At 68.6% G+C, this 23,585-nt stretch carries 25 protein-coding genes; 7 read left to right on the forward strand and 18 right to left on the reverse strand.

Annotated elements, in window-relative coordinates; all coding sequences use genetic code 11:
• Positions 1-13: 13 nt before the first annotated feature.
• Entirely contained in the window at positions 14-1,324 is a 1,311-nt protein-coding gene (locus ACWPN7_RS11480; RefSeq protein ID WP_038530890.1) for a pentapeptide repeat-containing protein, read from the forward strand.
• 42 nt (positions 1,325-1,366) lie between these two features.
• On the opposite strand, the gene ACWPN7_RS11485 is transcribed toward ACWPN7_RS11480, so the two are convergent.
• A complete protein-coding gene (locus tag ACWPN7_RS11485; RefSeq protein ID WP_459198070.1) occupies positions 1,367-1,861 on the reverse strand; it encodes a MarR family winged helix-turn-helix transcriptional regulator in 495 nt (164 codons plus the stop codon).
• 393 nt (positions 1,862-2,254) lie between these two features.
• On the opposite strand from ACWPN7_RS11485, the gene aguB reads away from it, so the two are divergent.
• Positions 2,255-3,151 carry an N-carbamoylputrescine amidase gene (gene aguB / locus ACWPN7_RS11490; RefSeq protein WP_459198069.1) on the forward strand — a complete coding sequence of 299 codons (897 nt, stop codon included), beginning with the start codon at positions 2,255-2,257 and terminating at the stop codon, positions 3,149-3,151.
• Between the two features lie 24 nt (positions 3,152-3,175).
• Here the strand turns inward: aguB and ACWPN7_RS11495 are convergent, their stop codons facing one another.
• Positions 3,176-3,826, reverse strand: a complete 651-nt coding sequence (locus tag ACWPN7_RS11495) for a putative metalloprotease CJM1_0395 family protein (protein WP_459198068.1) — start codon at positions 3,824-3,826, stop codon at positions 3,176-3,178.
• A gap of 218 nt (positions 3,827-4,044) precedes the next feature.
• Here ACWPN7_RS11495 and ACWPN7_RS11500 point away from each other — a divergent pair, with 218 nt between their 5' ends.
• The 3 genes from ACWPN7_RS11500 (at position 4,045) to ACWPN7_RS11510 (ending at position 8,462) form a co-directional block, all read left to right on the forward strand.
• Positions 4,045-7,053, forward strand: coding sequence for an SLBB domain-containing protein (locus tag ACWPN7_RS11500; protein ID WP_459198067.1), 3,009 nt, complete (start codon positions 4,045-4,047; stop codon positions 7,051-7,053).
• Positions 7,050-7,874, forward strand: coding sequence for a glycosyltransferase family protein (locus ACWPN7_RS11505; protein WP_349621533.1), 825 nt, complete (start codon positions 7,050-7,052; stop codon positions 7,872-7,874). Before ACWPN7_RS11500 ends, ACWPN7_RS11505 begins: the two co-directional genes overlap by 4 nt.
• 120 nt (positions 7,875-7,994) lie before the next feature.
• On the forward strand, positions 7,995-8,462 hold the full coding sequence (locus ACWPN7_RS11510; protein WP_014240329.1) for a helix-turn-helix domain-containing protein: 468 nt from the start codon (positions 7,995-7,997) through the stop codon (positions 8,460-8,462).
• A gap of 23 nt (positions 8,463-8,485) precedes the next feature.
• Here the strand turns inward: ACWPN7_RS11510 and ACWPN7_RS11515 are convergent, their stop codons facing one another.
• The 5 genes from ACWPN7_RS11515 to ACWPN7_RS11535 form a co-directional block, all read right to left on the reverse strand.
• Positions 8,486-9,337 carry a glycosyltransferase family 2 protein gene (locus ACWPN7_RS11515; protein ID WP_459198066.1) on the reverse strand — a complete coding sequence of 284 codons (852 nt, stop codon included), beginning with the start codon at positions 9,335-9,337 and terminating at the stop codon, positions 8,486-8,488.
• Positions 9,334-10,305, reverse strand: a complete 972-nt coding sequence (locus ACWPN7_RS11520; protein ID WP_247894829.1) for a GumC domain-containing protein — start codon at positions 10,303-10,305, stop codon at positions 9,334-9,336. Before ACWPN7_RS11520 ends, ACWPN7_RS11515 begins: the two co-directional genes overlap by 4 nt.
• On the reverse strand, positions 10,298-11,545 hold the full coding sequence (locus tag ACWPN7_RS11525) for a glycosyltransferase family 4 protein (RefSeq protein WP_459198065.1): 1,248 nt from the start codon (positions 11,543-11,545) through the stop codon (positions 10,298-10,300). Before ACWPN7_RS11525 ends, ACWPN7_RS11520 begins: the two co-directional genes overlap by 8 nt.
• A gap of 49 nt (positions 11,546-11,594) precedes the next feature.
• On the reverse strand, positions 11,595-12,797 hold the full coding sequence (locus ACWPN7_RS11530; protein ID WP_492273282.1) for a hypothetical protein: 1,203 nt from the start codon (positions 12,795-12,797) through the stop codon (positions 11,595-11,597).
• 102 nt (positions 12,798-12,899) lie between these two features.
• Positions 12,900-13,370, reverse strand: a complete 471-nt coding sequence (locus ACWPN7_RS11535; RefSeq protein ID WP_407824801.1) for a hypothetical protein — start codon at positions 13,368-13,370, stop codon at positions 12,900-12,902.
• A gap of 302 nt (positions 13,371-13,672) precedes the next feature.
• Between ACWPN7_RS11535 and ACWPN7_RS11540 the strand changes: the two genes are divergently transcribed.
• Together ACWPN7_RS11540 and hutG are read left to right on the forward strand one after the other, a co-directional pair.
• Positions 13,673-14,023 (forward strand): ArsR/SmtB family transcription factor, encoded by a 351-nt coding sequence (locus ACWPN7_RS11540; protein WP_014240322.1) that lies wholly within the window; start codon positions 13,673-13,675, stop codon positions 14,021-14,023.
• A 174-nt stretch (positions 14,024-14,197) separates the two neighbouring features.
• Positions 14,198-15,022: an N-formylglutamate deformylase gene (hutG, locus tag ACWPN7_RS11545; protein WP_459198064.1), complete on the forward strand. Its 825-nt coding sequence runs from the start codon at positions 14,198-14,200 to the stop codon at positions 15,020-15,022.
• A 15-nt stretch (positions 15,023-15,037) separates the two neighbouring features.
• On the opposite strand, the gene ACWPN7_RS11550 is transcribed toward hutG, so the two are convergent.
• The 11 genes from ACWPN7_RS11550 to ACWPN7_RS11600 all read right to left on the reverse strand — a co-directional run bounded on the left by ACWPN7_RS11550 (position 15,038) and on the right by ACWPN7_RS11600 (position 23,570).
• The gene (locus ACWPN7_RS11550; protein WP_137102875.1) at positions 15,038-15,448 is read right to left on the reverse strand and encodes a bacteriohemerythrin; all 411 of its coding nucleotides are present in this window, start codon (positions 15,446-15,448) and stop codon (positions 15,038-15,040) included.
• A 362-nt stretch (positions 15,449-15,810) separates the two neighbouring features.
• Positions 15,811-16,596 carry an enoyl-ACP reductase FabI gene (gene fabI, locus ACWPN7_RS11555; RefSeq protein WP_014240318.1) on the reverse strand — a complete coding sequence of 262 codons (786 nt, stop codon included), beginning with the start codon at positions 16,594-16,596 and terminating at the stop codon, positions 15,811-15,813.
• Between the two features lie 302 nt (positions 16,597-16,898).
• Positions 16,899-17,321, reverse strand: a complete 423-nt coding sequence (locus tag ACWPN7_RS11560) for a YgaP-like transmembrane domain (RefSeq protein ID WP_492273283.1) — start codon at positions 17,319-17,321, stop codon at positions 16,899-16,901.
• 43 nt (positions 17,322-17,364) lie between these two features.
• Positions 17,365-17,967: a PRC-barrel domain-containing protein gene (locus ACWPN7_RS11565; RefSeq protein WP_492273284.1), complete on the reverse strand. Its 603-nt coding sequence runs from the start codon at positions 17,965-17,967 to the stop codon at positions 17,365-17,367.
• A 386-nt stretch (positions 17,968-18,353) separates the two neighbouring features.
• Entirely contained in the window at positions 18,354-18,992 is a 639-nt protein-coding gene (gene ureG / locus ACWPN7_RS11570; RefSeq protein WP_014240314.1) for an urease accessory protein UreG, read from the reverse strand.
• Positions 18,989-19,747: an urease accessory protein UreF gene (locus tag ACWPN7_RS11575; RefSeq protein WP_407824799.1), complete on the reverse strand. Its 759-nt coding sequence runs from the start codon at positions 19,745-19,747 to the stop codon at positions 18,989-18,991. The genes ureG and ACWPN7_RS11575 overlap by 4 nt, the downstream gene beginning before the upstream one ends.
• 49 nt (positions 19,748-19,796) lie before the next feature.
• Positions 19,797-20,348 (reverse strand): urease accessory protein UreE, encoded by a 552-nt coding sequence (ureE, locus tag ACWPN7_RS11580; RefSeq protein WP_459198062.1) that lies wholly within the window; start codon positions 20,346-20,348, stop codon positions 19,797-19,799.
• On the reverse strand, positions 20,345-21,196 hold the full coding sequence (gene murI, locus ACWPN7_RS11585) for a glutamate racemase (RefSeq protein WP_038530939.1): 852 nt from the start codon (positions 21,194-21,196) through the stop codon (positions 20,345-20,347). The genes ureE and murI overlap by 4 nt, the downstream gene beginning before the upstream one ends.
• 18 nt (positions 21,197-21,214) lie before the next feature.
• On the reverse strand, positions 21,215-22,924 hold the full coding sequence (gene ureC / locus ACWPN7_RS11590) for an urease subunit alpha (protein ID WP_492273285.1): 1,710 nt from the start codon (positions 22,922-22,924) through the stop codon (positions 21,215-21,217).
• Positions 22,925-22,950: 26 nt separating this feature from the next.
• On the reverse strand, positions 22,951-23,256 hold the full coding sequence (locus ACWPN7_RS11595; RefSeq protein ID WP_035673497.1) for an urease subunit beta: 306 nt from the start codon (positions 23,254-23,256) through the stop codon (positions 22,951-22,953).
• Between the two features lie 11 nt (positions 23,257-23,267).
• Positions 23,268-23,570, reverse strand: a complete 303-nt coding sequence (locus tag ACWPN7_RS11600) for an urease subunit gamma (protein WP_014240308.1) — start codon at positions 23,568-23,570, stop codon at positions 23,268-23,270.
• Positions 23,571-23,585: the final 15 nt, after the last annotated feature.

The following is a 23,585-nucleotide window of genomic DNA, read 5'->3' on the forward strand; positions in this document are numbered from 1 at the left end:
GTCGGACGGGGTCATGACGCCACATGAGTTGGTCGCCGTGCTCGAAAAGCACGAGCGTTGGCTGAAGAACCGGTCGGGCGGCACCCGCGCCAACCTGACCATGACCAACCTGGAGGGATCGAATCTCGCCGGGGTGGAACTGACGCAAGGCAAGCTGTCGGGGGCCAACATGGCCCATTGCGACCTGTCCAACGCGAATCTCAGCCACGCCGACCTGTTCGCCGCCCACCTGACCAAGGCCGACCTGACCGGCTGCAACTTCTACCGGGCCGATCTGCGCGGCGCCCACATGCGCGGCGCCAAGCTGAAACGCGCCATTCTGAAGGAGGCCGACCTGCGCGGCGGCGCGCTGCTGTACGGCGGGAACGGGGCGAACGGCAGCAAAGGCCTCGACTTCGTGCGATCCGACCTGTCGGGCAGCGACATGGACGATGCGATGATGTCGAACGCCAACCTGTCCGGCGCCGACCTGACCGACGTGTCGATGAACGGCGCGGATTGCGAAGGCGCGCTGATGGCCGGGGCCACGCTGATGCGCTCGACCATGAAGAACTGCAACCTCGCCCGCGCCGACCTGCGCGGCTGCAACCTGTCCGGCGTCAACCTGCAGGGCGCCATCCTGCGCGACGCCAACCTGAACGGCGCGGTGCTGGCCGGTGCCAACCTGCGCAACGCCGACCTCCAGGGCGCCAAGATGGAGGGGGCGGACCTTGCCGGGGCGGACACGACGGGCGCCAACATGGCGCGCTCCGCCGAGAATTTCTCGATCCAGATCCAGGAAGCCCTGCACAATCACTACACCTGGATCAACACCAACGGCGCCATGGGGTCGCGCGCCGATCTCAGCGGGGCGGACCTGTCGCATATCGACCTTCACGGCGTGAATTTGTCGGGAGCAAACCTGCGCGGGGTGCGGCTGGTCGGCGCCAAGATGCGCGATTCCCTGCTCATCATGTGCGACATCTCCGCCGCCGACCTGACCGGCAGCGATTTTGGTGGCGCCATCCTCGACGGGGCGACGCTTCGCGGCACCAACCTCTCCGGGGCCCGGTTCGACGGAGCGGGCATCGGCTGGGTCGATATAAAGGGTCCGGACGGGCGGCCGACCGGACGCCTGTGGGCGGCGAATCTGACCGGCAGCAACTTCACCGGAGCCTCCTGCATCCGCACCAACATGCGCGGCGCCAATCTTGCCGGCTGCGACTTCTCCAGCGCCGACCTGACCGGGGCCATTCTCAGCGACGCGAACATCCGCGACGCGCGCTTCACCGGGGCCAACCTGACCGGCGCCAGCCTGCCGCCGCCGCCCGATCTCGACGATTGACCGCGACGACCGATCGGGAGAGGTCGGTCGTCGCGGCGTCCGTCACGCCAGATCGTCGTCCCCGCTGATCGACGGCAGGCCACCGAGGTTGGCGGAGACGCGGCGCAGCACGCTGACGGTCAGTGCCAGTTCGCCCAGGGAAATGCCTTGGGTGGCGGTGTCGTCGATCTCCTCCGCGCAGGGCAGGATGTCGGCCCGCAACGCCTTGCCCTTCGGCGTCAGATAGATGTTCACCTTGCGCCGGTCGTGGGAGTTGCGCACCCGTTGAACGAGATCGCACCGCTCCAGATTGTTCAGCGCGGTTACGGTGGTGGGTTCCATCATGCCGACCCTTTGACTCAGCTCACGCTGGGTCAGCCCGTCCTCCTCCCACAGGGCACGAAGGAAATACCATTGCCCCATGCTGACGCCATGATCGGCGATGCGGAGTTGCAAAGCGCGCGCGATGGCACGGTGCGCCTCGCGCACGGCCCGCGGCAGGGCTGCCCCGGACTGGGGAAGCCCGTCGGCGTCCTCCCTGTGCGGCTCGGCGACCATCGGTTCCTGTCTCTTGAAACGCCCAACCATGACGACAATCTCTCGGCAGACGTCCGTCAGGCCGTAGTGCGGTGCAGCGGACGAAATCAACTTGCCCGATCATATCCACTCCCGGAAAAATCGCAAAGAGATTGCGGATATAAATTTCTCGTGCATGCAATAATATGTCACGTAACCGTCGCGCGACCTCTGAAGGGCATTTTTTCGTATTTATGCGTATGACCTTCACGGTCTGCGCCCGTATGTCGGCAACGACTGGGAAAGGATGTTGCCCAGCTTTGAAACATGGACGAATCTGAAAGGTTTGTGACAGGGCGGAGATGGGGTTGCGCCCCCGGCCATCCGCCCATTAACACGGCACAGCACCACGCAAGAGCACAGGAGCATCAGCCTATGCGCCCCAGCACCGGACGCACCGTCACCGTCGCGGCGACCCAGATGGCCTGCGGTTGGGACCGCGACGCCAATGTGAACGGCGTCGAACGCCTCGTGCGCGACGCGGCGGCGCGCGGCGCCCAGATCATCCTGCCTCAGGAACTGTTCGAAACGCCCTATTTCTGCAAGGATCAGAAGCAGGATCTGTTCGCCCTCGCCCACCCGGTCGAGGATCACCCGGTGATCGCGCGGATGAGCGCGCTCGCCCGCGAACTGTCGGTGGTCATCCCCACCAGCTTCTTCGAGCGGGCGCGGAACGCCTATTACAATTCGTTGGCGATGATCGACGCGGACGGCTCGGTGCTGGGCGTCTACCGCAAGTCCCACATCCCGGACGGCCCTGGCTATCAGGAAAAATACTATTTCAACCCCGGCGACACCGGCTTCCAGGTTTACAAGACGCGCTACGCCACCATCGGCTGCGCGATCTGCTGGGACCAGTGGTTCCCGGAATCGGCCCGCGCCATGGCGCTGAAGGGCGCGGAAATCCTGTTCTACCCCACCGCCATCGGGTCCGAACCCCAGGACGGTTCGCTGGACAGCCAGGCCCACTGGACGCGGGTCATGCAGGGCCACGCCGGAGCCAACCTGATGCCGCTGGTCGCTTCCAACCGCATCGGCCGGGAAGAGGGGGACACCTGCGGGATCACCTTCTACGGCTCCTCCTTCATCGCCGGGCCGACCGGGGAGCTGGTCGCGCAGGCCGACCGGGAGAGCGAGACGGTCCTGACCGCCAGCTTCGACCTCGACCGCATCGCCGCCCAGCGGGCCTCCTGGGGCATCTTCCGCGACCGCCGTCCGGAGCTGTACGGCCCGTTGCTGACCCTCGACGGCGAGTCCCCCGTCCGCCGTTGAGCCCCGCAACCGGACCGTCCGGCGTCAGACCATGATGCCGGCGCTGCCGGTGCGCTGGCCGATGCCGGACGCCGACGCATAAGCCGCCGCGCCGCGCGCCGCCAGCGCCGGCGCGGCGGTATCCCTCGGCATCGCGGCATCATCGCCGCCGTCCTGCCGGTCGGACGAACCGCCGTTCCGTGCGCCCGGCCCCGAATCCGTCCGACGCAATTGCTGCTGCGCCTGCATCTTGGCGGCGTCGGCCTGTTGGGCGACACGCAGGTCCTGAGCGGACGGGTCGGAGGGTGCCAGGGCCGCCGCCTTGACCGTGTCCATCTTGCGGACGGTGGCTTCGGGGTCGCTCTCCGCGCCGGCATCCACCTGCACTTCACCGGCGGTCGCGTAATTCTTGCCGTCCGGTCCACGGGTGAAGGTGAAGGTTGCGCCGCCCGCATGGGGGCCGCCGGCCGCCTGATGCGCCGCCTCGTGCTGGCGGACGCTGGCGTCGATGCGCTTGAGGTCCTGAACCTGCCGCTGCTGATCGTCGGTCAGCGTGCCCGGCTGGCCGGCGATGGTGCGCCCGGTGCCGGTCTGAGCGGTGTCCTGAGCTCCGTCCTGGCTCCGGTCACGGGCCGGCTGGCCGGGCCGCTGAAGCGGCACGCCGTAAACGCCACTGGACGATACACCGGCAACCATGGGCTCGCGGCTCCTGCGCCCTCCACGCGATGCCCAGCAGTCTACACGCCGCGGGACGGCGCGGCAACGCAGCTTGGCCGTTGCCTTTTCACGAACACGCACGCAATAGTGTTCATAGCACCCGGATTGAACACCCTCTATGGGGAAGAGGTGCGGCGCCACCACAATCCACGTGTGACTCCTTGCGCATAATCCTCGCTCTTTTGGTGCCGTTGGCCGTGATCGTCTGGGGGCTCGCCACATCGGCTGCGGAACCGCCCCCTCCGGCGCTCCACGCCCGCCCGCCCGAGCCGCTGCCCCAGACGAAACCCGCCCCGCTCCCGGGAGCCCTGTCCGCGATCGAGGCCGCCTACAGCGAACGGGCGGGGTCCGTCCTTCTGCAGTTCGGCTACGACCAGTTCGGCGCGGAACCGCCGCGGCGGGACGGATCGGGCGGCGTGCAGGCGGACTACACGCTGGGACCGGGCGACGAGCTCCTGGTGACCCTGCGCGGCCAGAAATCCTCCAGCAAGCGCCACATCATCGATGCGGCGGGGCTGCTCACCGCCGATGACGTTCGGCCCGTCGTGGCGCAGGGTCTGACCCTGGCGGACTTGCGCGCCCAACTGGCGAACGCCGTGACCGCCTCCTTTCCCGACACCGAGGTCTATGTCTCGGTGACCGAAATCCGGCGGATCGGCGTGCTGGTGACCGGCGCCGTGGCGCGTCCGGGCCGGCAGGATGTGGGGGCCTTCGCCACGCTGATCGACGCGCTGACGGCTGCGGGCGGCGTCACCCGCGCCGGGTCCCTGCGCCGCATCCGCCTGTTCCATGCCCAGACCGCCGGAGACGTCCCGTCCACAGGGTTGCCCGTCGACCTGTACGACCTGTTCATGACCGGGGACGGCGCGAGCGCCGGCATCCGCCTGCGTGACGGCGACCGCATCTTCGTGCCGCCGCTTGGCCCCACCGTGGCGCTGGCCGGTCCGCTGAAGCGCCCCGGCGTTTATGAGCTTCCTCCCGATCAGGATCGGCTGCCGGCCGCCGCGGCGCGGGACATGGCCGGTGGCTTCCTGCGGCCCGGCGCGCATCGGGCGCTCCGCTACGCCATCGGCCCCAACGGCGAGGAGCTGGCCGAGGAACTGGCGGACGCGGACGCGACCCGGTTGAGCGACGGCGACCTGCTGCTGATGGCGCCACGCCGCGAGGACCGGCGCGGCGACCTGCGGCTGGACGGCCATGTCCTGCGCCCCGGTCCGCGGGCGCTGGAGCGGACCCCGAGCATCACGGCCCTGGTCTCGGCGGCGGATCTGGGGCCGTCGCCCTACCTTCCCTTCGCGGTTCTGGCCTCGACCCGTCCGGGCGACCGTGCGCGCGTTCTCCAGCCGGTCGATCTGGGGGCCGTGCTCAACGGCCGCGACCGCCGCACCCTCGCCGAGAACGACGTTCTTTACGTTCTGGGCGCGGACGACGTGGACTTCCTGACTTCCGAACCGGTGCTGGAGCTGCTGCGCGGCGCGCGCGAGCCGGCCCCGGACGCGTGCCGCGGACTGGTCGTGCTGGCCCGCGCGCTGACGGCGCAGCCGGATGGTCCGCTGTCCAGCGGACCTCAGGCACGGGCGGCGGCGGGCCTCACCGGAGGCCGCACGCCCTGCCCACCCCTGTTCGACGCCGTTCCGGACCTGCTCGTCTTCGCGCTGGAGCATGCCTCCCTGCTGATGGGCGGCGTCCCCCGTCCCGGCTTCTATCCCTCCGCCGGACGGGGAAGCGCGACGGAACTGGCGATTGCCGCCGGAGGGCCGGAGGCCGGCCCCTACGATGATCCTCCCTCGATCGGAGGCGCGGCGCAACGCCGCCCGGCAGGAGCGGGGAGCATTCTGGAGGCGGACACCCCCGTCTACGAGCTGATCGGTCACGCCCGCCGCCCCGGCGTCCGTCCGCTGGCGGGGGTCGCCACGCTGCGCGACGCGCTGTCCGGCGGCGATGCCCTGAGGCGGGATGTCTACCCCTTGCTGGGCGTCATCGAGCGCTTCGACCGCCGCACCCTCGCCCATCGTCTGCTTCCGTTCTCGCCGCAGGAGGTGGCCTCCGGACAGGCCAACCGCGCGCTCGCCGACGGCGATCGGGTGCGGCTGCTCTCCATCGCCGAGGTTCGTTCGCTGACCAGCCTTTCCGACAAGGATGGCAAGCCCCAGGCGCCGCCGACCGACTCCGAACCCGCCGACGCCCGGCAAACGCTCCCCGAGGGCGTCACGGCGCTGGTGCGGGAACGCGGCGTGCAGGTGCGGGGTGCCGTGCGCATCCCCGGCACCTATCCCGTGGCGGAGACGGCGAGCGTGGAGGCTCTTCTGGCAACCGCCGGCGGCCCCGCCACGACCGCCGACTTTTCCAGCGTGGAGATCACCACCGCCGCCGGCCAGCGCCGCCGTTTGGACCTCCGCGACGGTGCATCGGCCCGGACGGCGCTGCATCCGGGGGACAGCCTGCGCATCAACCCGGTGCCGCAGGCCCTGGAGGCGCGGGCGGTCACCATCTCCGGTGCGGTGCGCCGCCCCGGCAGTTACGACGTGGCGCGCGGCGAGACGCTCTCGTCCCTGATCGACCGGGCCGGCGGCCTGACGGAGGAAGCCTATCCCGCCGGGACCAGTTTCCTGCGCGACAGCGAGCGCAAGCGCGAGCGCGCCTGGTTCGACCAGCAGGCCCGCGACCTGGAGCGCTGGATGGTGCAGGAGGTCGAGAAGGGCGAGGCCGCGCGCTCGGACGTGGTCGGGCTGGCCCGGCAGCTTGCCACCCAATTGCGCGGGGTGGAGCCGCTGGGCCGCATCGTGGTCGAGGCCGATCCTCTGGTGCTGCGCCAGCGGCCGGAACTGGATGTGCTGCTGGAGCCGGATGACCGCATCGTCATCCCGAAACGCCCGCTTACCGTCACCGTGACCGGGGAAGTTCTGCACCCGACCGCCGCCCAGTTCGTCAGCGGCAAGACCGCCGACGGCTATCTGCGCGACGCAGGGGGAGCGAGCCGCAACGCCGATGACGCCCGCATCTTCCTGGTTCTACCGGACGGGCGGGCGCAGCCGCTCTCCCTGTCCTCCTGGAACCACACGGTGACGGCGATCCCGCCCGGCTCCTCCATCGTGGTGCCGCGCGACCCGAAGCCGTTCGACCTGATGGAATTCTCCAAGAACATGGGAACGATCCTCGGCCAGCTCGCCATCTCGGCCGCGGCCATCGCGGTGATCTCCGAATGACGGACGGAGCGGGACGGCTCCGGCTGGCCGTGGTGACCGTGGTCCGCGACGACCGGACCGGCCTGATGGCCACCCGCGCCAGCCTGCGCGCCCAGACCACGGCGGCCTACGACTGGTTCGTGGCGGATGGAGGCTCCGTCGACGGAACCGGCCGCTGGCTGGCCCGCCACGGCCACGAGGCGGTCTGGTGGCGCTCGGCCCCTGACCGTGGACTGTACGACGCCATGAACATCGCCCTGGACGCCATCGGCGAACGGTCGCCTCTCCGCGCCTGCAGCCACGTCCTGTTCCTCAACGCCGGCGACCGGCTGGCCGACGACCGGGTTCTGGAGCGGCTTCTCCCGATCCTGGCCGAACATCCGGACACCGGCCTGTTCTATGGCGACGCGTTGGAGGAACGTTCCGGCGGACGGCTGGTGGTGAAACGGGCACGGTCGCACCGCCGCGCCCTGCTGGGCATGTTCACGCACCACCAAGCCATGGTCTACCGTTTGGCGGGTCTGTCCGACATCCGATTCGATCTGCGCCACGGGCTGGCCGCCGATTATGCCTTTACCGTGACGGTCCTCGGGCGGGGGACCCCGGCGCACCGCCTGCCACTTTCAGTATGCATTTTCGCCCCTGGCGGACGGTCTCAGCAGGACCCGGCGCGCGGCCGTCGGGAGCAGGCGATCATCCGTCGCGAGTTGCTTGGGCTCGGCCGCACGGCCAACGCAACATTATGGGCATTACAATGGCTTGCCCTTACCCTGCGGCAGACAACTCCATGGCTTTACGCGAAATATCGTTTCTCATCAAATGAACGATCATTTCTTTCATAAACTTTGACGACGATTTCACGCATCTAGCTATTGATGCGCACGAAAAGTTGCATAGAATTTACTTTCTGAACTAACCAATTTCCCTGGTGGCGCGCGCCACCTCCATACTGAGGGTCTATTATGAGCGCCACGAAATCCAAACTATCACCCGCCCACACGCTGTCACGCCGTGGCGAGGGACCCAACCCGATCGATATCCATGTCGGCGCCCGGCTGCGGCTGCGCCGGACCCTGCTCGGCCTGAGCCAGGAGAAGCTGGGCGAGGCCGTGGGAATCACCTTTCAGCAGCTTCAGAAGTACGAGCGGGGCTCCAACCGCATCAGCGCCAGCCGCCTGTTCAACCTGTCGCAGGTTCTGGGTGTCCCGGTCAGCTATTTCTTCGAAGACATGCCGTCGCCGGAGCACATCGCCACCCCGTCGCCCGACGTTCCGCCGTCCGAAACGGAAGAGTTCGAGTCGATGGCCCGCCGCGAGACCCTGGAATTGGTGCGGGCCTACTACCGCATCGAAGACTCCTCCGTGCGCAAGCGCACCTTTGACCTTCTCAAGGCTCTGGGCGGCGAGCGCGCCCTGGACGAGGCGGTGTAAGGCACGGCACCGTCATCCGGTCCTCAGTCATCGGTGGACGCGGGAAGCCCGGCCCGCCGTCTCGCGTCCGCGATCTTTACGCCGATCTGCCAATAATAGAAGGCCCGGGCCAGCGCGTGCTGGAGTCCCGGACCGCCGTCCAGGAAGCCCAGCCGCAAAACATACCCATACAGAAAGACCAGGAGCGGACGGGCCGGCAACCGGTTGAAGCCTATCTTCAGCCATCGCCGCGCCCTGGATTCCAGCCCAATCAGTTCCCTCATCCGCCCATCCGAACGCAACGCCGCTTCCCAATCGGCGTACCGGGCGTGCCGTTCGAACCAAGCGGCGACCGGCTTGTCGTCGGCGTGGTCCAGGCTGTGGCGCAGCCGTCCGACGGTGCCGTCGATCACCGGCTGGTAGTGCCCCTCCACCTCCCACATGGTGGCGACGTCCAGATCGGGCGCCGGGGGGAAGCGGGCCTTGCGGCGGTCGAACAGGGCGAGTTTCCGGTTGCCCGTTCCGAAGCGCAGGCGCCGGCCGAGAAACACCGGACGGCCGTCGACGAAATAGCCGGCATGCCGCGGCCCCGTCGCCATCAGCGCGGCGATCTCCTCCACCAGAGCACCACCGAGCCGCTCGTCCGCATCGACGAACAGAACCCAATCCTGGCCGAATGGCAGCTGGTCCAGGCACCATTGCTTCTTCTTCGGGTACCGCCCGTCCCATTGGAAGGGCACCACCCGCGCGCCCGTCGCGGTGGCGATGGCCGGGGTCCCGTCGGTGCTTCCGCTGTCCACCACGAAGCGTTCGGCGAAACGGTCGAGCGCGGACAGGCAGTAGGGGAGATTGACCGCCTCGTTGCGGGTCATCACCACGACCGATACGGGGATCACGGTCCCGCCTCCCCACCGGCCCGCCACAGGCGCCGCAGGCTGGCGGCGAACGCCCCGGCCACCAGCCCGACCAGCGCCGCCATCGGAACCACCGTCAGCGGGTTCGGCCAGTCCGGGCGCTGTGCCGCGGCGGGTGGTTCGATGGCGTCCGCCGCCAGGGGCAGATCGACCTCGATCATCATGGCGATGCGCTCCTGCTCCGACAGAAGGTCGGCAAGGGCGCGGCGGTGCTCGGCCACGGTGATTCCGACCAGACGGGCGCGGGCATGGGCGATCTGCGCGGCGCTGCGGCGGGACGCCTCCGCCCGCAGATGGGCGTCGGTCGCCTGGGCGGCGGCGGACAGAAGCCGCAACGCCATGGCGCGGTCGGCGTGACGCAGGCGCAGCCGCCGCATCGGCCCGCTGCCCACCATGTCGACGGTCAGTCGCTCGCGCAGCGCGCTCGCCACGCGCTCGGCATCGGGCTCCACCCAGTCCGACCGGCCGACGAGCGCGAGGAACAGCCGCTTGGCGGACGCCGTGGGACCGGGCACGGGGCGCCAAGCCCCCGCCTCCTCGTCCCAGCGGTCGGGGAACAGGCCACGCAGCAGCAACGGATCGGCCATCATCCGCTCCGCCACCGGAATGGAGGTGAAAAGCTGGAGGTAACGCGCGAAATCCGAAAGGATCTCGTCCCCCGGACCGGGTTCCGACGCCGCGGCGGCGGTTTCCCGGCCGATCAGAACGGGCAGCCGCGCCCCCATGGCTGCCGCGCCGACGCGCGCGGTCGGCCCGATCACCATCACCGCGGTGTATTGCGGCGCCACCAGCCGCAAGGCGGCCACCGACGCCACCACGCCCAGCGCCGCCCCGACGAGCAGGATCGGCCAACCCTGCCGCATCGTCCACACGAAGCGCCGCAGCCGTCGTCCCGCCTCCGCGGCTCCGGCCTCCAACGGAAAGCGGCGCAACGGCATTCCGTCAGGCATGGGGCAGACTCCGCCCCGGCAGAACGGCGTCACCGCGCCGTTTCGCCCGGCGCAGCCCGTCCGCCAGCGCCGCGAAGCGCCGCGCCGCCACCGTGGCGTCCCAAGCCGATGCGACGGACAGCGCCCACGCTCCCTGCGCGGCGCACAGGGCCGGATCGCGGGCATAGCGGCGGATCGCGGCGGCCAGCCCCGTCACGTCGTCCGGCGCCAGCCTTTGCCCGCAGCCCTCCAGCATGGCTGCCGCATCGCTGCCCGCCGGCCCGAGGAACAGGCAGGGCCGCCCGGCCGCCAAGACGCCGGCCACCTTGCTGGGCACCAGCAGCCCTTCGGCCCGCGGGTCCATGGTCGCCAGATGCAGATCGGCCGCCGACAGGCTTTCGGCGAGCCGGTCCGGCGGCTGGAGCGGCAACACCTGGACGTTCGTCAGCCCACGCCGCTCCACCGCCTCCGCCACGGCGGCCCGCCGCCGCCCCTCCCCGATCAACAGTATCGCAATGTCGGGGTCGCTGCGCGCCAGCAGAGTCGCCGCGTCCAGCAGGAGGGCCATCGGGTGGGCCAGCCCCATGTTTCCCGAATAGGCCACGGTGAAACGGCCGCCCAGTCCATGCTCCCGCCGGAACGGGTTGTCGACGCGCGGAATCGGCCGGATGCGCGGATCGGGCCAGTTCGGCAGAACGGTGATCCGCTCGGCCGGCACACCCGCCGCCGCCAGCCGCCCGGCCATGCAGCGCCCGATGGCCACAACCGCGTCCTGCCGGCACAGCGCCTGGACGCTGGCCCGCTCGACCATCCGCATCAGCGGTTCCGGAAAGCGGACGCCCAGCACCGGCAGCAGGGCCGGAAACACATCCTGGCTCCAATGAAGGGAGGCCGCAGCATGGCGGGCGGCGATCAGCGGCCCGGCGCACCCCAGAAGCGGCGGGTCGGTCATGGTCACCACGACGTCGTGCCGTGGCAGGCGCAACGCCCGCTGAACCAGCCGCACCGCGGCGGCCAGATAGCCGCGGGTGGTCAGCTTCGCATCTCCCGCCGGCCCGCTCGACTCCGGCGGGCGCCCCTTGCCGGTGCGGCGGACGGTGACGCCGGGCGGCGCATCGCTGGGACCGTCGCCGTCCGCGACGACGGTGACGCGCCAGCCCATCGCGGCCATCCGCTGCGCCAGATCGAACAGGCAACGCCCGGTCGCCCCCTTGTCCGGAGGAAACACGCGGTTGACGAACAGGATGGACGGAGATTCCACGACGGAACGATCACGGAAATGTTTCAACACGCATAAGTATGCATTTCCGTCAGCCTGTCGGCAATCGCTTCCCGCGCTCCGCCCCCAGGACGGCCAGGGTGAGCAGGAGACCGGTGTCGAGGTACTTGAAGCTCGTATGCGCCAGGAGCGCCATCAGGAGCGGCGCCACTACCGCCCAACCAAGCGCGGGATCGGAACGGAGAAACGCCAGCACACGCGGAGCCAGCCCGCCGAAATAGGCAACAAGGGCGCACAAGCCGACCACTCCCGCCTTGGCCACGGCGTAGGTCGCCAGCGTGTGGGTGTAGGACACGCGCCAGCCGCCGACCGCCGGGTTGGCGAGGAGCGCTCCCCACCCCTGCCCGAACAGGAAGGCAGTCGGAGAGGACAGGGCCTGCCCGAGGGCGGCCTCCGCCTCCTCCCACCGGGTGTTGGCCCCAGCCAGCCGGGTTTTCTCGGCCGCCTGCCCCAAGGCGCCAAGCAGCAACTCAGGGAACAGCGTCACCGACAGCAGCGCCGCCATCCCCACGCCCAACGCGGCCAGGGGCGCCCGGCGCAACCACCACAGCCCCAGGGCGGCGAAGGCCATGGCGGCAAGCCCGAGCGCCATCCGGTGCACCGCTCCGGCCAGCGCCGCCAGACACAGAAGCCCGCCCAGAATCGCGGCCACGCCAACGGCGCCCCACAGCCAGCGGCCGCGCGCCAACGCACCGACTCCGAAGACCGGCAGCGCGATGGCGGCGAACAGGACGGACGGAGCGTTCAGCAGATAGACGCCGCCATCCGCCATCGCCCGGACGCCGATGGCGCCAAACCCCCAATGCGCCTGCTTCCACCAACGCAGCGCAAAACCGATCCCGGCCAGCGCCATGCCCGCGGCCAGCAGCGCCACAGCCCGGTCGGGGGCGGCGCGCAGCATCGGCACCAGCAGCACGGGAAGGAACAGATAAAGCAGCGGCACCACGTCGCGCAGCATGTCGTCCGGCGCCCAATCCAGCCACACGCCGCGCATCAGCGGGCACCACAGCAGCACCGCCAGGGCCAGCACCGCGGACAACTCCCAGGGCGGCGAATCGCGTTCCAGCAAGGCGTGGCCCGTCGCCACGGACAGGGGGCGCAGCAGCCCGACGCCCAGCACCAGCAACGCCCCGATGGCCGCCTCGGCCAAGCGGATCCGCCCCGGTGCGGGAGCGCTCAGCAGGCCATAGAGGATGAGCGCCAGGAACAACCCGGCGGCACGCCCCAGCGCCATTCCCCTTCCGGCCACGCGCTCTCCGCCATTGCTCCGACTCGAACAGGCGGCAGCATTTCATGCCACAACAGAAAAAGGAACGACCGATCCGACCCGCAACGATCAGGCGTAGCGCAACTCCGCGCGGTCGAGACGGTAGAACAACCCCTCCAAGGGATTCAGCCGCAAGGTGCCGGTCATCAGTACCGGGGCCTGCGACTCGCGGACCGGGATCTGGCTGTGGACGTGCAGCATGGTGGACGGGCTGGGCCGGTGGCAGGCCGGACAGGAGATGGGGTTGGCAGCGAGGATGAAACGGTTGTGGGCCGGCGCGTCGCTCAACGGCACCATGAAGCCGCGGACCGTCACCAGCTTGCCCTCCAGCGCCTTGACCCGGGTCGGGAAGACTGGATTGGCCGCCGGACCTTCCATGCGGACCTGCACCAGATCCCGCCACAGGGCCGTGGTGTCGTCCAGCGGCAGATGGAATGGCCCGGCGGGATGCGTGGGTTCGCTGGCGTTGGTCGCCCAGATCGCCCAGCCGGCCACCGGGGCCAGCGCGAGCGGCAACAAAACCTGTCGGCGCGACGTCATGGCTTCCTCCCCCTCGATCTGCCCGTTTCGGCCGTTGGTTCGACCGTTCATCCGATCGCGTTCATTCGATCGTTGAAGGCATCCTGTGCGGCCTTTGCCCCAGACCGTCATGCTTGTGGCCGAATTGTTCCCGAGCCTTCGTCCAAGGTCAACAGGCGAGCGATAGGCCGTACGTAAGATGCCGCCGCCCGGCGACTTCGGGCATCGCTACGCCGACCTATGGGATTGACGCGGCGGCCGACCTATACTTTGTAAGAGCGGCAACCACCGATAAAAACCTTACGAGCGGGAATCAACGCGGCATGCAAAAAGGGTCAGCACCGAAGGACAAGCCGGCGCATCTCCGCCTGTCCGAAGACCAGACCACCGAACTGGCCGACATGTTCCGCCTGATGAGCGACCCCAGCCGGCTGCGCATCATCCTGGCCTGCCTGGACACATCGACCTCGGTCGGCGACATGGCGGCGGCGCTGGGCCTGTCGCCGTCCCTGGTCAGCCATCACCTCCGCCTGCTGCGGGCGGGACGGCTGATCCAGGCGGAACGGCGCGGCAACCGTGTCTTCTACCTGATCACCGACGAGCACATCCGGCGCGTCCTGTCGGACATGGTCGACCATGTGGCGGAGGAAAGCGAAGGCGATCTGGAAGCGTAAGGCGGTTGCGGCGGCCTCGGCCGCCACAACCCGTTGAAGCCTTTATAACAAATACGCAATAGGATTTGACCGCCATGCCGGTTGCGCCGCATAGTTCCGATCATGCTGCGGCGCATCAAACCGTTGTTGCACGAATGGCTTGATGAATCGGGCCAGGAAACAAAGGGTGTTGGCATGGAGACGTTCCGCTTCCAGCCGGGGGAAACCCCCGTCCTGCTCAGCATCCCGCATGTCGGCACCGTCGTGCCGCCGGACATCGCGGCCACCATGACCGACTCCGCCCTGGCGATGCCGGACACCGACTGGCATCTCGACCGGCTCTATCACTTCGCCCCGGCGCTGGGCGTCGGCTTCCTGAAGCCCATCCTCTCGCGCTACGTGATCGACCTCAACCGCGATCCCGAGGGCGTCGTTCCCAACCCCGGCACCAACAGCACCGAACTCTGTCCCCTCACCACCTTCGATCACCAGCCGGTCTATCGCCCGGGGCTGGAACCGGACGCGGCGGAGGTGCGGCGGCGGATCGGCGCCTATTGGCGCCCCTATCACGAGCAGCTCAACGGCGAGCTTCAAGCGCTGAAGGAACGCTTCGGCGTGGCGGTGCTGTTCGACGCCCATTCCATCCGATCGCGCGTGCCGCGCTTCTTCGACGGGCAGATCCAGGATTTCAGCCTGGGCACGGCGGAAGGGTCCAGCGCCTCGCCGGCGCTGGTCGGCCGGGTGATGAACGTGCTCACCGCGACCGGGCGCTTTTCCTCGGTGCAGAACGGGCGCTTCAACGGCGGCTTCATCACCCGCCGCTACGGCAATCCCGCCGACAACATCCATTCGATCCAGCTCGAACTGTCGCGGCTCACCTACATGGACGAGGAAGCTCCCTTCAGCTTCCGCGAGGAGTCGGCGCGTCAGGTGCGTCCGACGCTGGAGCGGCTGCTGAGCCTCGTCGTCGAGTGGGCGTGGGAGAACGCCGCCGGGCGGCGGCGCAGCGCCTTCCTGTAACGCCCTGCCCGGCCCTCAGACCCAGACGCCCCGCACATAGGGCGTCAACTGCGTGTCCTGCATGATGATGTGGTGGACCAGCCAGTTCGCGGTGAAGGTGTAGATCCGCTTGGCGTTCTGATGCGTCGGGTCCCGCGTGAAGACCGCGGACAGTTCACTCAGCGTCCGCACCGCCTCGTGATGCTGGCGGACATGCTCCTCGAACTTCGGGTAATGCACGGCCTGCATGATCTTTTCTTCGCGGGCGAAATGCTGCTGGGTGTATTCCAGCAGTTTCATGAGGATCTTGGCGACGCGCACCGGCATGAAGCTGCGCGAATTCAGCGCGGCATCCAGTTCGTTCAGATACTCGATCAGGTGCTTGTGATCTTCATCGATGGACGGCTGGCCGACGCTGAGCTGCCGCCTCCACGTAATGACACCCATGAACCCTCCGCACCCTGACTTCCGCGGCTACCGGGCCATTCCACCGAAAGCCACCGCATTGAAGGGAAGCGCGCCGTAGCTTGCGCAACTGAAGATGAAGGTGCGCAACCCGTCAAGGAACCGTAAATACCGGACGCCGCGACCCTTGTTACCGCCAACTCCGCAACCGGCGGCCTTTGCCTGCATTATGGGCGCATTTTTTACAAAACGAACGCATACGATCGTCACATGGCATTTTGCCGCACCAAAACAAAGACGCGAAAAGGCAGGGGAAACGTCATGTTTCCGCCTGCCTTCGCATCGACTTTATGAAGATGAGGCGATGATCGGCCGCCCCAACTTACCTGTCAAACAACGCCCGATCAGCCGACGATCGAATAGCCGCAATCCACATAGGTGGTGCTGCCGGTGATGCCCTTGGCGCCGTCGGTCGCCAGGAAGGCGGTGGTGTAGCCGACCTCTTCGATGGTGACGAGGCGCTGCTCCGGTGCGCGCTCCGCGGCCTTCTCCATCAACTCGTCGAAATGGGCGATGCCGGAGGCGGCGCGGGTCTTGATCGGGCCGGGGGAGATGGCGTGGACGCGGATGCCCTTCGGGCCCAGTTCCGCCGCCAGATAGCGCACGCTGGCCTCCAGGGCGGCCTTCACCGGACCCATGACGCCGTAATTGTCGATCACGCGGTTGGCGCCGAAATAGGACATGGTGAACAGCGAACCGCCGTCCTTCATCAGCGGCTCCGCGTAGCGGGCCATGCGGATGAAGGAGTGGCAGGACACGTCCATCGCCATCTGGAAGCCCTCGCGCGAGCAATCGACGACGCGGCCGTGCAGATCATCCTTCGGGGCGAAGGCGATGGAATGCAGCGCGAAGTCCAGCTTGCCCCACTTCTGCTCGATCTTCTCGAAGATGGCCTTCAGCTCACCCTCGCCGGTGACGTCCACCGGTTCGAAGATCTCCGCTTCGAGCTGCTGGGCCAGCGGCTCGACGAAGCGCTTCGCCTTGTCGTTGAGGTAGCTGACCGCGAGATCCGCGCCCAGAGCGCGGAAGGCGCGGGCGCAGCCCCACGCGATCGACTGATCGTTGGCGATGCCGAGCACGAGGCCCTTCTTGCCTTCAAGAGTGGCGGCGGCGGGGATGATCGTGGTCATAGGCTGGCTTTCCCGGATTGCAAGGTGGCCGGATTCAGAGTGCGCCAGATCGGATCACTCGAATTGTGCAACGCACCATAATGCAATCGAAGGTCATAGGCAACTTGTTAAAGTCGCAATATATCCGACATTATCGCTTTGTTTATCCGTAACACAGCCTTCACACAGCGAAGACGCGAAGTCCGCGGCGGCAATCCATACCTCTTTCTTGCGTATTCATAACGAGGACCGCAACAAAAACAAAGGCCCCACCTTTCGGAGGGGCCTTTTCGCAGGACCGGCTTCTATGGAACCGGAGACGATCAAACGGCGCCGGGCGTGAAGGACGGCGGATCGCTGGCCGGGAAGGATTCCATCGACGCCTCGTCCACCTTCTCCTTCTCGTCGGCGTCGTCGTAGATGTCGCCGGGATGACGCGAGTACCGATGGACGCCTTGATCCACATCCTCGGCGGGGGTGCCCGCCCCGTCGTGATGGCCGCCAAAATCCTCCATCATCGCCTTGGTCGGGCAATAGCCGGTCAGCCCACGGGCGACCAGGGCGCCGCCGGCCAGAGCCAGCGCCGCCCCACCGACAGTTGGACGGCGCAGCCCAAGCACGGCGAGAAGCCCGCCGCCGACCAGAGATACCAGACGTTCGGTGTGCCCGACGTTGATCATGCGTTCGAGATCGTCCGGCAGGGCCGCGTCGCGGCTGCCCATGCCCTTTTGGCTCGTCATCGCCATCGCTGCTCTCCTCGATCTTTTTCTACAGTCACTGCTTCGGGGGTCACTGCTGCGGAGCGGGCGGCGTGGACCCACCCTGGCCCGGCGCCGGCGCAGCGCCGGTCGAACCGGACGAGCCCGGCTGCGCCGTCCCGTCGGGCTTGCGGGCCGTATCGGCCAGCGTGCGGGCCTGCGACAGCTCGCGGTTCAGCCGGTCCACCTCCTGCGAGAGGCGCTGCACCTCCGACTGGAGCTGCGGCGATCCCGCGGCACCGCCCTCCGGCATACCAACCGCGGCGAGAGCCGCACCGTCGCGCATCCAATAAGGCTGGACTCCGTAATAGGTGTGCAGCGCCACCGCCCATTGCCGGTCCGACATGTCCGGACGGTTGGAACGGGTGAATTGCGGCGCCGCGGTCAGCCGGTCCTTGGTCACGTTCAGGACATAGCCGTCACCGGACTGCGCCGCCCCTCCTTGCGCCGGCTGGATCAGTGCCCAGGGAACCGGGAAGTTGCGCTCACCAAGACCGAGGAACCCACCGGCTTCGACCACCGCATAGGCAACGCGCCCGGTGTTCGGATCGACCACAAGTTCGGAAATGGAGCCCATCTCCTCGCCGTTGGCGTTGTGCAGCTTGGCCTTCGACAGGTCGTCGGCGGCAACCACGCGCGGATGCTCGACCGAGCGCAGCAGGGCGTCGGCCTCGCCCAGGATGGTCTGGCAGGCCGGCTCGCCGCCCCGCTGCCCGGCGCGCTCGGCGGTCTGGCGCAGGGCACGGAGCTGGCCGATCTCCTGCGGGCTGATGGAGGCGGGAGTTCTGGTTGCCGGCGGCCTCCAGCGCGCCGATGCGCTGGCCCAGCCGGTTCACCCCCTCCGGGCAGGTCTCGGCGAATGCCGGCCAAGGCCCGAGCGCCCCCGCGATCATGGCGGCGCTGAGGAGCAAACGTTTCATCGTGGGTGCCTCCGGCTTGGTTTCCGTGCGTGTGGTTCTCACGCGGGGAAAACAGCACGGCCAAGACGGAGGTTCCGCGAATGCTTCTTCTGCGAAGCGGTCAGCCCGGAAGCGGCAACCCGCCCCGCTGAACGATGAAGGACTGGACCGCATCCACCCCCTGCCCCGTCTTGATGTTGGTGAAGACGAAGGGCCGGTCGCCGCGCATCTTCTTGGCGTCGCGGTCCATCACCTCCAGGCTGGCGCCGACCAGCGGGGCGAGGTCGATCTTGTTGATGACCAGCAGGTCCGACCGGGTGATGCCCGGCCCGCCCTTGCGCGGGATCTTGTCGCCCGCCGACACGTCGATGACGTAGATGGTCAGGTCGGCCAGTTCCGGCGAGAAGGTGGCTGCCAGATTGTCGCCGCCCGATTCCACGAAGATCAGGTCGAGGTTCGGGAACTTGCGGTTCATCTCGTCGACGGCGGCGAGGTTGATCGAGGCATCCTCGCGGATCGCCGTGTGCGGGCAGCCGCCGGTCTCCACTCCCATGATCCGGTCCGGCTTCAGCGCGCCGGAGCGGGTGAGGAATTCGGCGTCCTCCTTGGTGTAGATGTCGTTGGTGATCGCCGCGACCTCCCAATCGTCGCGCATGCGCTTGCACAGCGCGTCGGTCAGCGCCGTCTTGCCGGAGCCGACCGGCCCGCCGATGCCCACGCGCAGGGGACCACCATGGCTCTTGGAAATCGGGGCGGTCATGAGCGGAACAACCTCGTGTATTGGGTTTCGTGGATCATGGAGGTCCAATCGACGGCCATGGCGCGGCTGCCCAGATCGTCGAGCGGGGCGGCCAGCGCGGCCTCCGCCGCAGAGTGCACCACGGAATCGAGCGCCGCCAGGGCCTTCTGCCCGTCCGTCTGCCCCAGCGGCACCAGCCGCACCCCGGCGGAGACGAGGTTCGCGGCGAAGGCGTGCAGATAGGCCGACAGCGCCGGCCCCTCCGGCACGCCGATCAGCGCGGCGGCCAGCGCCACGGCGACGGCGTAGGCGACTGGCCGGGCGACCGGTCGGCCGGTGTCGGCGATCACCCGGTCCCAGCGTTCCATCCCCTCCAGCGGCCAGGCGGCGCGCACGGCGATGAGGAAGGCCTGCCCCTGCGCGCGGCTCTCCAGCGCTGTTTCGGAGGTGGCGCGCATCGCGTCGGCGCGTTCGACCGCCCAGGCGAAGCCCGCCTCGTCGCCCGCCAGAACGGCGCGGTGGGCGGCGACGAAGAGCATGCCGTCGGTCCGCCCGGCGCCGTGGCGCAGAATGCCGTCCATCCAGCGCGCCAGCGTGTCGCGGTCGCGGACGAGGCCCTGCTCCACCGCCGCCTCGATGCCGTGGCTGTAGGAGAAGCCGCCGACCGGAAAGGACGGCGACAGCCAGGCGAGGAGCTTGGTGAGGTGGGTGGCCGAGACGGGCCCCCACCCCGGCCCTCCCCCGCTGCGCGGGAGAGGGTGCCTATCCTCGCCCAAGTCCCCTCCCTCGCGAAGCGGGGGAGGGTTAGGGAGGGGGCAAGCGCCCTCAGTCATGCGAATGCCCGTGGGAATGGGAATGGGAATGGCTGTGGGAATGCGAATGACCATGATCGTGATCATGCCCATGGCCATGCGAATGGCCATGCCCCTGCCCCGAATACGCCCCGCCTTCCGGCGCAAAGGGCGCGTGGATGGCGGCGACGCTGGCCCCCAGCCCCTTCAGCATGTCCTCGATCACATGGTCGCGGCGCAGGCGGATGGTCTCGCCGACGATCTCCACCGGCAGGTGGCGGTTGCCGAGGTGCCAGGCGATGCGGGCGAAGCCCTCCGTCCCGCCGCCGCAGCGCACCTCCATCAGCTCCTCGTCGGCAGCGACCACGCGCAGGTAGGCGCCGTCGCCCAGTTCCAGCCCGTCGCCATGGTCGAGCGCGACCGCGCGCGGCAGGTCCAGCAGGAAGTCGGCCCCCGCATCGTCCGTCATCACCATGCGCCGCCGGTGGCGGTCGTCGAAGGCGAGGGTCACCGTGCCGGCCTCGCGCTCGGTCGGCCAATGGCCGCGGGCGTGAACTCGGGTGGCGCGGCGGAGCGTGTCGGTCATGGAGAAAGCCGTTCGAAGGGTGTGGGCCGGCCGAAGAAACGTCCCGCGAGGGCGCCGACCGGTTCCGCCGCTCCCGTGGTGAAGAAACGAAGGGCGCCCGCCGCCTCGCCAGCAATGGGGGCGTATTCGGGGTGGCGCTCCAGGTAGTTGTCCAGCGAGCGGGCGACCAGACTGGGCTGGCACAGCACCTCCACCCCCGGCGGCAGCGCCTCCGCGAACAGATGCGCGACCAGCGGGTAATGGGTGCAGCCGAGCACCGCCGCGTCCAGCGGGCGTCCATCCAACTGCGCCAGCAGCGCCCGCACATAGCCGCGCACCGCCGGAGCCAGTTCCGCGTCCCCCGCCCCCCGCTCGATCAGCGGAACGAGGTCCGGGCAGGCCTCCTGCACCACCCGCACGTCGGGCGCGCGCTTGCCGATCTCGCGCGGGAAGGAGCCGGACGCGACGGTGGCCGGGGTGGCGAAGACGCCGACCGTCCGCGGCTCCGGACGCCAGTCGGCGGCAGGCCCGTCCTGCATCCAGGGCACGCGGGTGATCGCTTCGACCATCGGCACCAGAACCCCCAGCACGTTGCGGCCCGGATGGGCCACCGGCAGCCACGTCTGCTGCATCCGCCGCAGGGCCACCGCCGCCGCCGTGTTGCAGGCCAGGACGACCAGCCCGCAGCCCTGGGCGAACAGCCGCTCCACCCCCTGGACCGTCAGGCGGTAGATGTCCTCTTCGCTGCGCGGACCATAGGGAGCGGCGGCATGGTCGCCGAGATAGACGAAGGGACGCCCAGGAGCGGCGGCCACCAGCGCGCGCAGCACCGTCAGACCGCCATGCCCGGAATCGAAGACACCAATCACGAACCCGTCACCCCACACTCAGAACAGGAAGTACCGCTGCGCCATGGGCAGCACGTCCGCCGGCTCGCAGGTCAGGAGCTGGCCGTCGGCGCGCACCTCGTAGGTTTCCGGATCGACCTCGATGTGGGGTGTGGAATCGTTGTGGATCATCTGCTTCTTGCCGATGGCCCGCACGCCCGTCACCGCGACCAGCTCGCGCCGCAGGCCGAGCGAGCGCAGCGCTTCGTTCTCCAGCGACAGCTTGCTGACGAAGGTCAGGGAACTGGCCTGCATCGCGCGGCCATAGGCGCCGAACATCGGGCGGTAATGCACCGGCTGCGGCGTCGGGATGGAGGCGTTGGGGTCGCCCATCAGCGCCGCCGCGATGGTCCCGGCCTTCAGCACCATGTCCGGCTTCACGCCGAAGAAGGCCGGCGACCAGACGACCAGATCGGCCAGCTTGCCGACCTCGACCGAGCCGACGACATGGGCGATGCCGTGCGACAGAGCCGGGTTGATCGTGTATTTGGCGACGTAGCGCTTGACGCGGAAGTTGTCGTTTTCGCCCGTTTCCTCGGCCAGACGCCCGCGCTGAACCTTCATCTTGTGCGCGGTCTGCCAAGTGCGGATGATCACCTCGCCAACCCGGCCCATGGCCTGGCTGTCCGAACTCAGCATCGAGAAGACGCCGAGGTCGTGCAGGATGTCCTCCGCCGCGATGGTCTCGCGCCGGATGCGGCTCTCGGCGAAGGCCACGTCCTCCGGGATGCGGGGCGACAGGTGGTGGCAGACCATGAGCATGTCGAGATGCTCGTCCACCGTGTTCACCGTGAAGGGCCGCGTCGGATTGGTGGAGCTGGGCAGCACGTTGGGCAGGCCGGCCACCTTGATGATGTCCGGCGCGTGGCCGCCGCCCGCCCCCTCGGTGTGGAAGGCGTGGATGTTGCGGCCCTTGAAGGCGGCGATGGTGTTCTCCACGAAGCCCAACTCGTTCAGCGTGTCGGTGTGGATGGCCACCTGGATGTCCGTCTCCTCCGCCACCGTCAGGCAGGTGTCGATGGCGGCGGGGGTGGTGCCCCAGTCCTCGTGCAGCTTCATGCCGCAGGCGCCGGCGGCGATCTGCTCCAAGAGCGCGTCGGGACGGCTGGCATTGCCCTTGCCGAAGAAGCCCAGGTTGATCGGCAGCCCCTCCGCCGCCTGGAGCATCCGGGCCATGTGCCACGGCCCCGGCGTGCAGGTGGTGGCCGACGTGCCCGCCGCCGGGCCGGTGCCACCGCCCAGCATGGTGGTGACGCCGCTGTTCAGCGCCTCGTCCACCTGCTGCGGGCAGATGAAGTGGATGTGGGCGTCGATGCCGCCGGCGGTGACGATCTTGCCCTCGCCCGCGATGACCTCGGTCCCCGGCCCGACGACGATGGTCACGCCCGGTTGGACGTCCGGGTTGCCGGCCTTGCCGATGCCGGCGATGCGCCCGCCGACGATGCCGATGTCGGCCTTGACGATGCCCCAATGGTCGATGATCAGCGCGTTGGTGATGACGGTGTCCACGGCGCCGCCCTGGCGCGCGGTCTGGGCCTGCCCCATGCCGTCGCGGATCACCTTGCCGCCGCCGAACTTGACCTCCTCGCCATAGACGGTGTGGTCCTTCTCGACCTCCACGATCAGGTCGGTGTCGGCCAGCCGGACACGGTCGCCCACGGTGGGGCCGTAGAGAGCCGCGTATTCGGCCCGGTCGATGCGATGCGCCATTGTCTGATGCCCTCCGCTGGCGCCTTTTACAGGCTGCCGTTGACCTTGCCGTTGAAGCCGATGACCACGCGGTTGCCGGCGTAGGCGACCAGCCGCACACGCCGCGTCTGCCCCGGTTCGAAGCGCACCGCCGTCCCGGCGGGAATATCCAGCCGGAAGCCGCGCGCCTTCTCGCGGTCGAAGGTCAGCGCCCCGTTCGTCTCGGCGAAGTGATAGTGCGAGCCGACCTGGATCGGGCGGTCGCCGGCGTTGGCGACGTCCAACTCCACCGTGTCGCGGCCGGCGTTGAGTTCGATCTCGCCCGCGGCGGGGATGATTTCACCGGGTTTCATCGGGGCTCCCCTTAGCGAATCGGCTGGTGGACGGTGACGAGCTTGGTGCCGTCGGGGAAGGTGGCCTCGACCTGGATCTCGTGAATCATCTCCGGGATGCCGTCCATCACCTGATCGCGGGTGATCACCGTCGCGCCGTCGCGCATCAGCTCGGCCACGGTGCGCCCGTCGCGGGCACCTTCCACCACATAGTCGGTGATGAGGGCCACCGCCTCGGGATGGTTCAGCTTCACGCCACGCTCCAGCCGGCGGCGCGCCACCATGGCGGCCATGGCCACGAGAAGCTTGTCCTTCTCGCGCGGTGTCAGGTTCATGGGGCTGTCTCTCCG

The sequence above is a fragment of the Azospirillum sp. UENF 312511 genome (assembly GCF_058780635.1).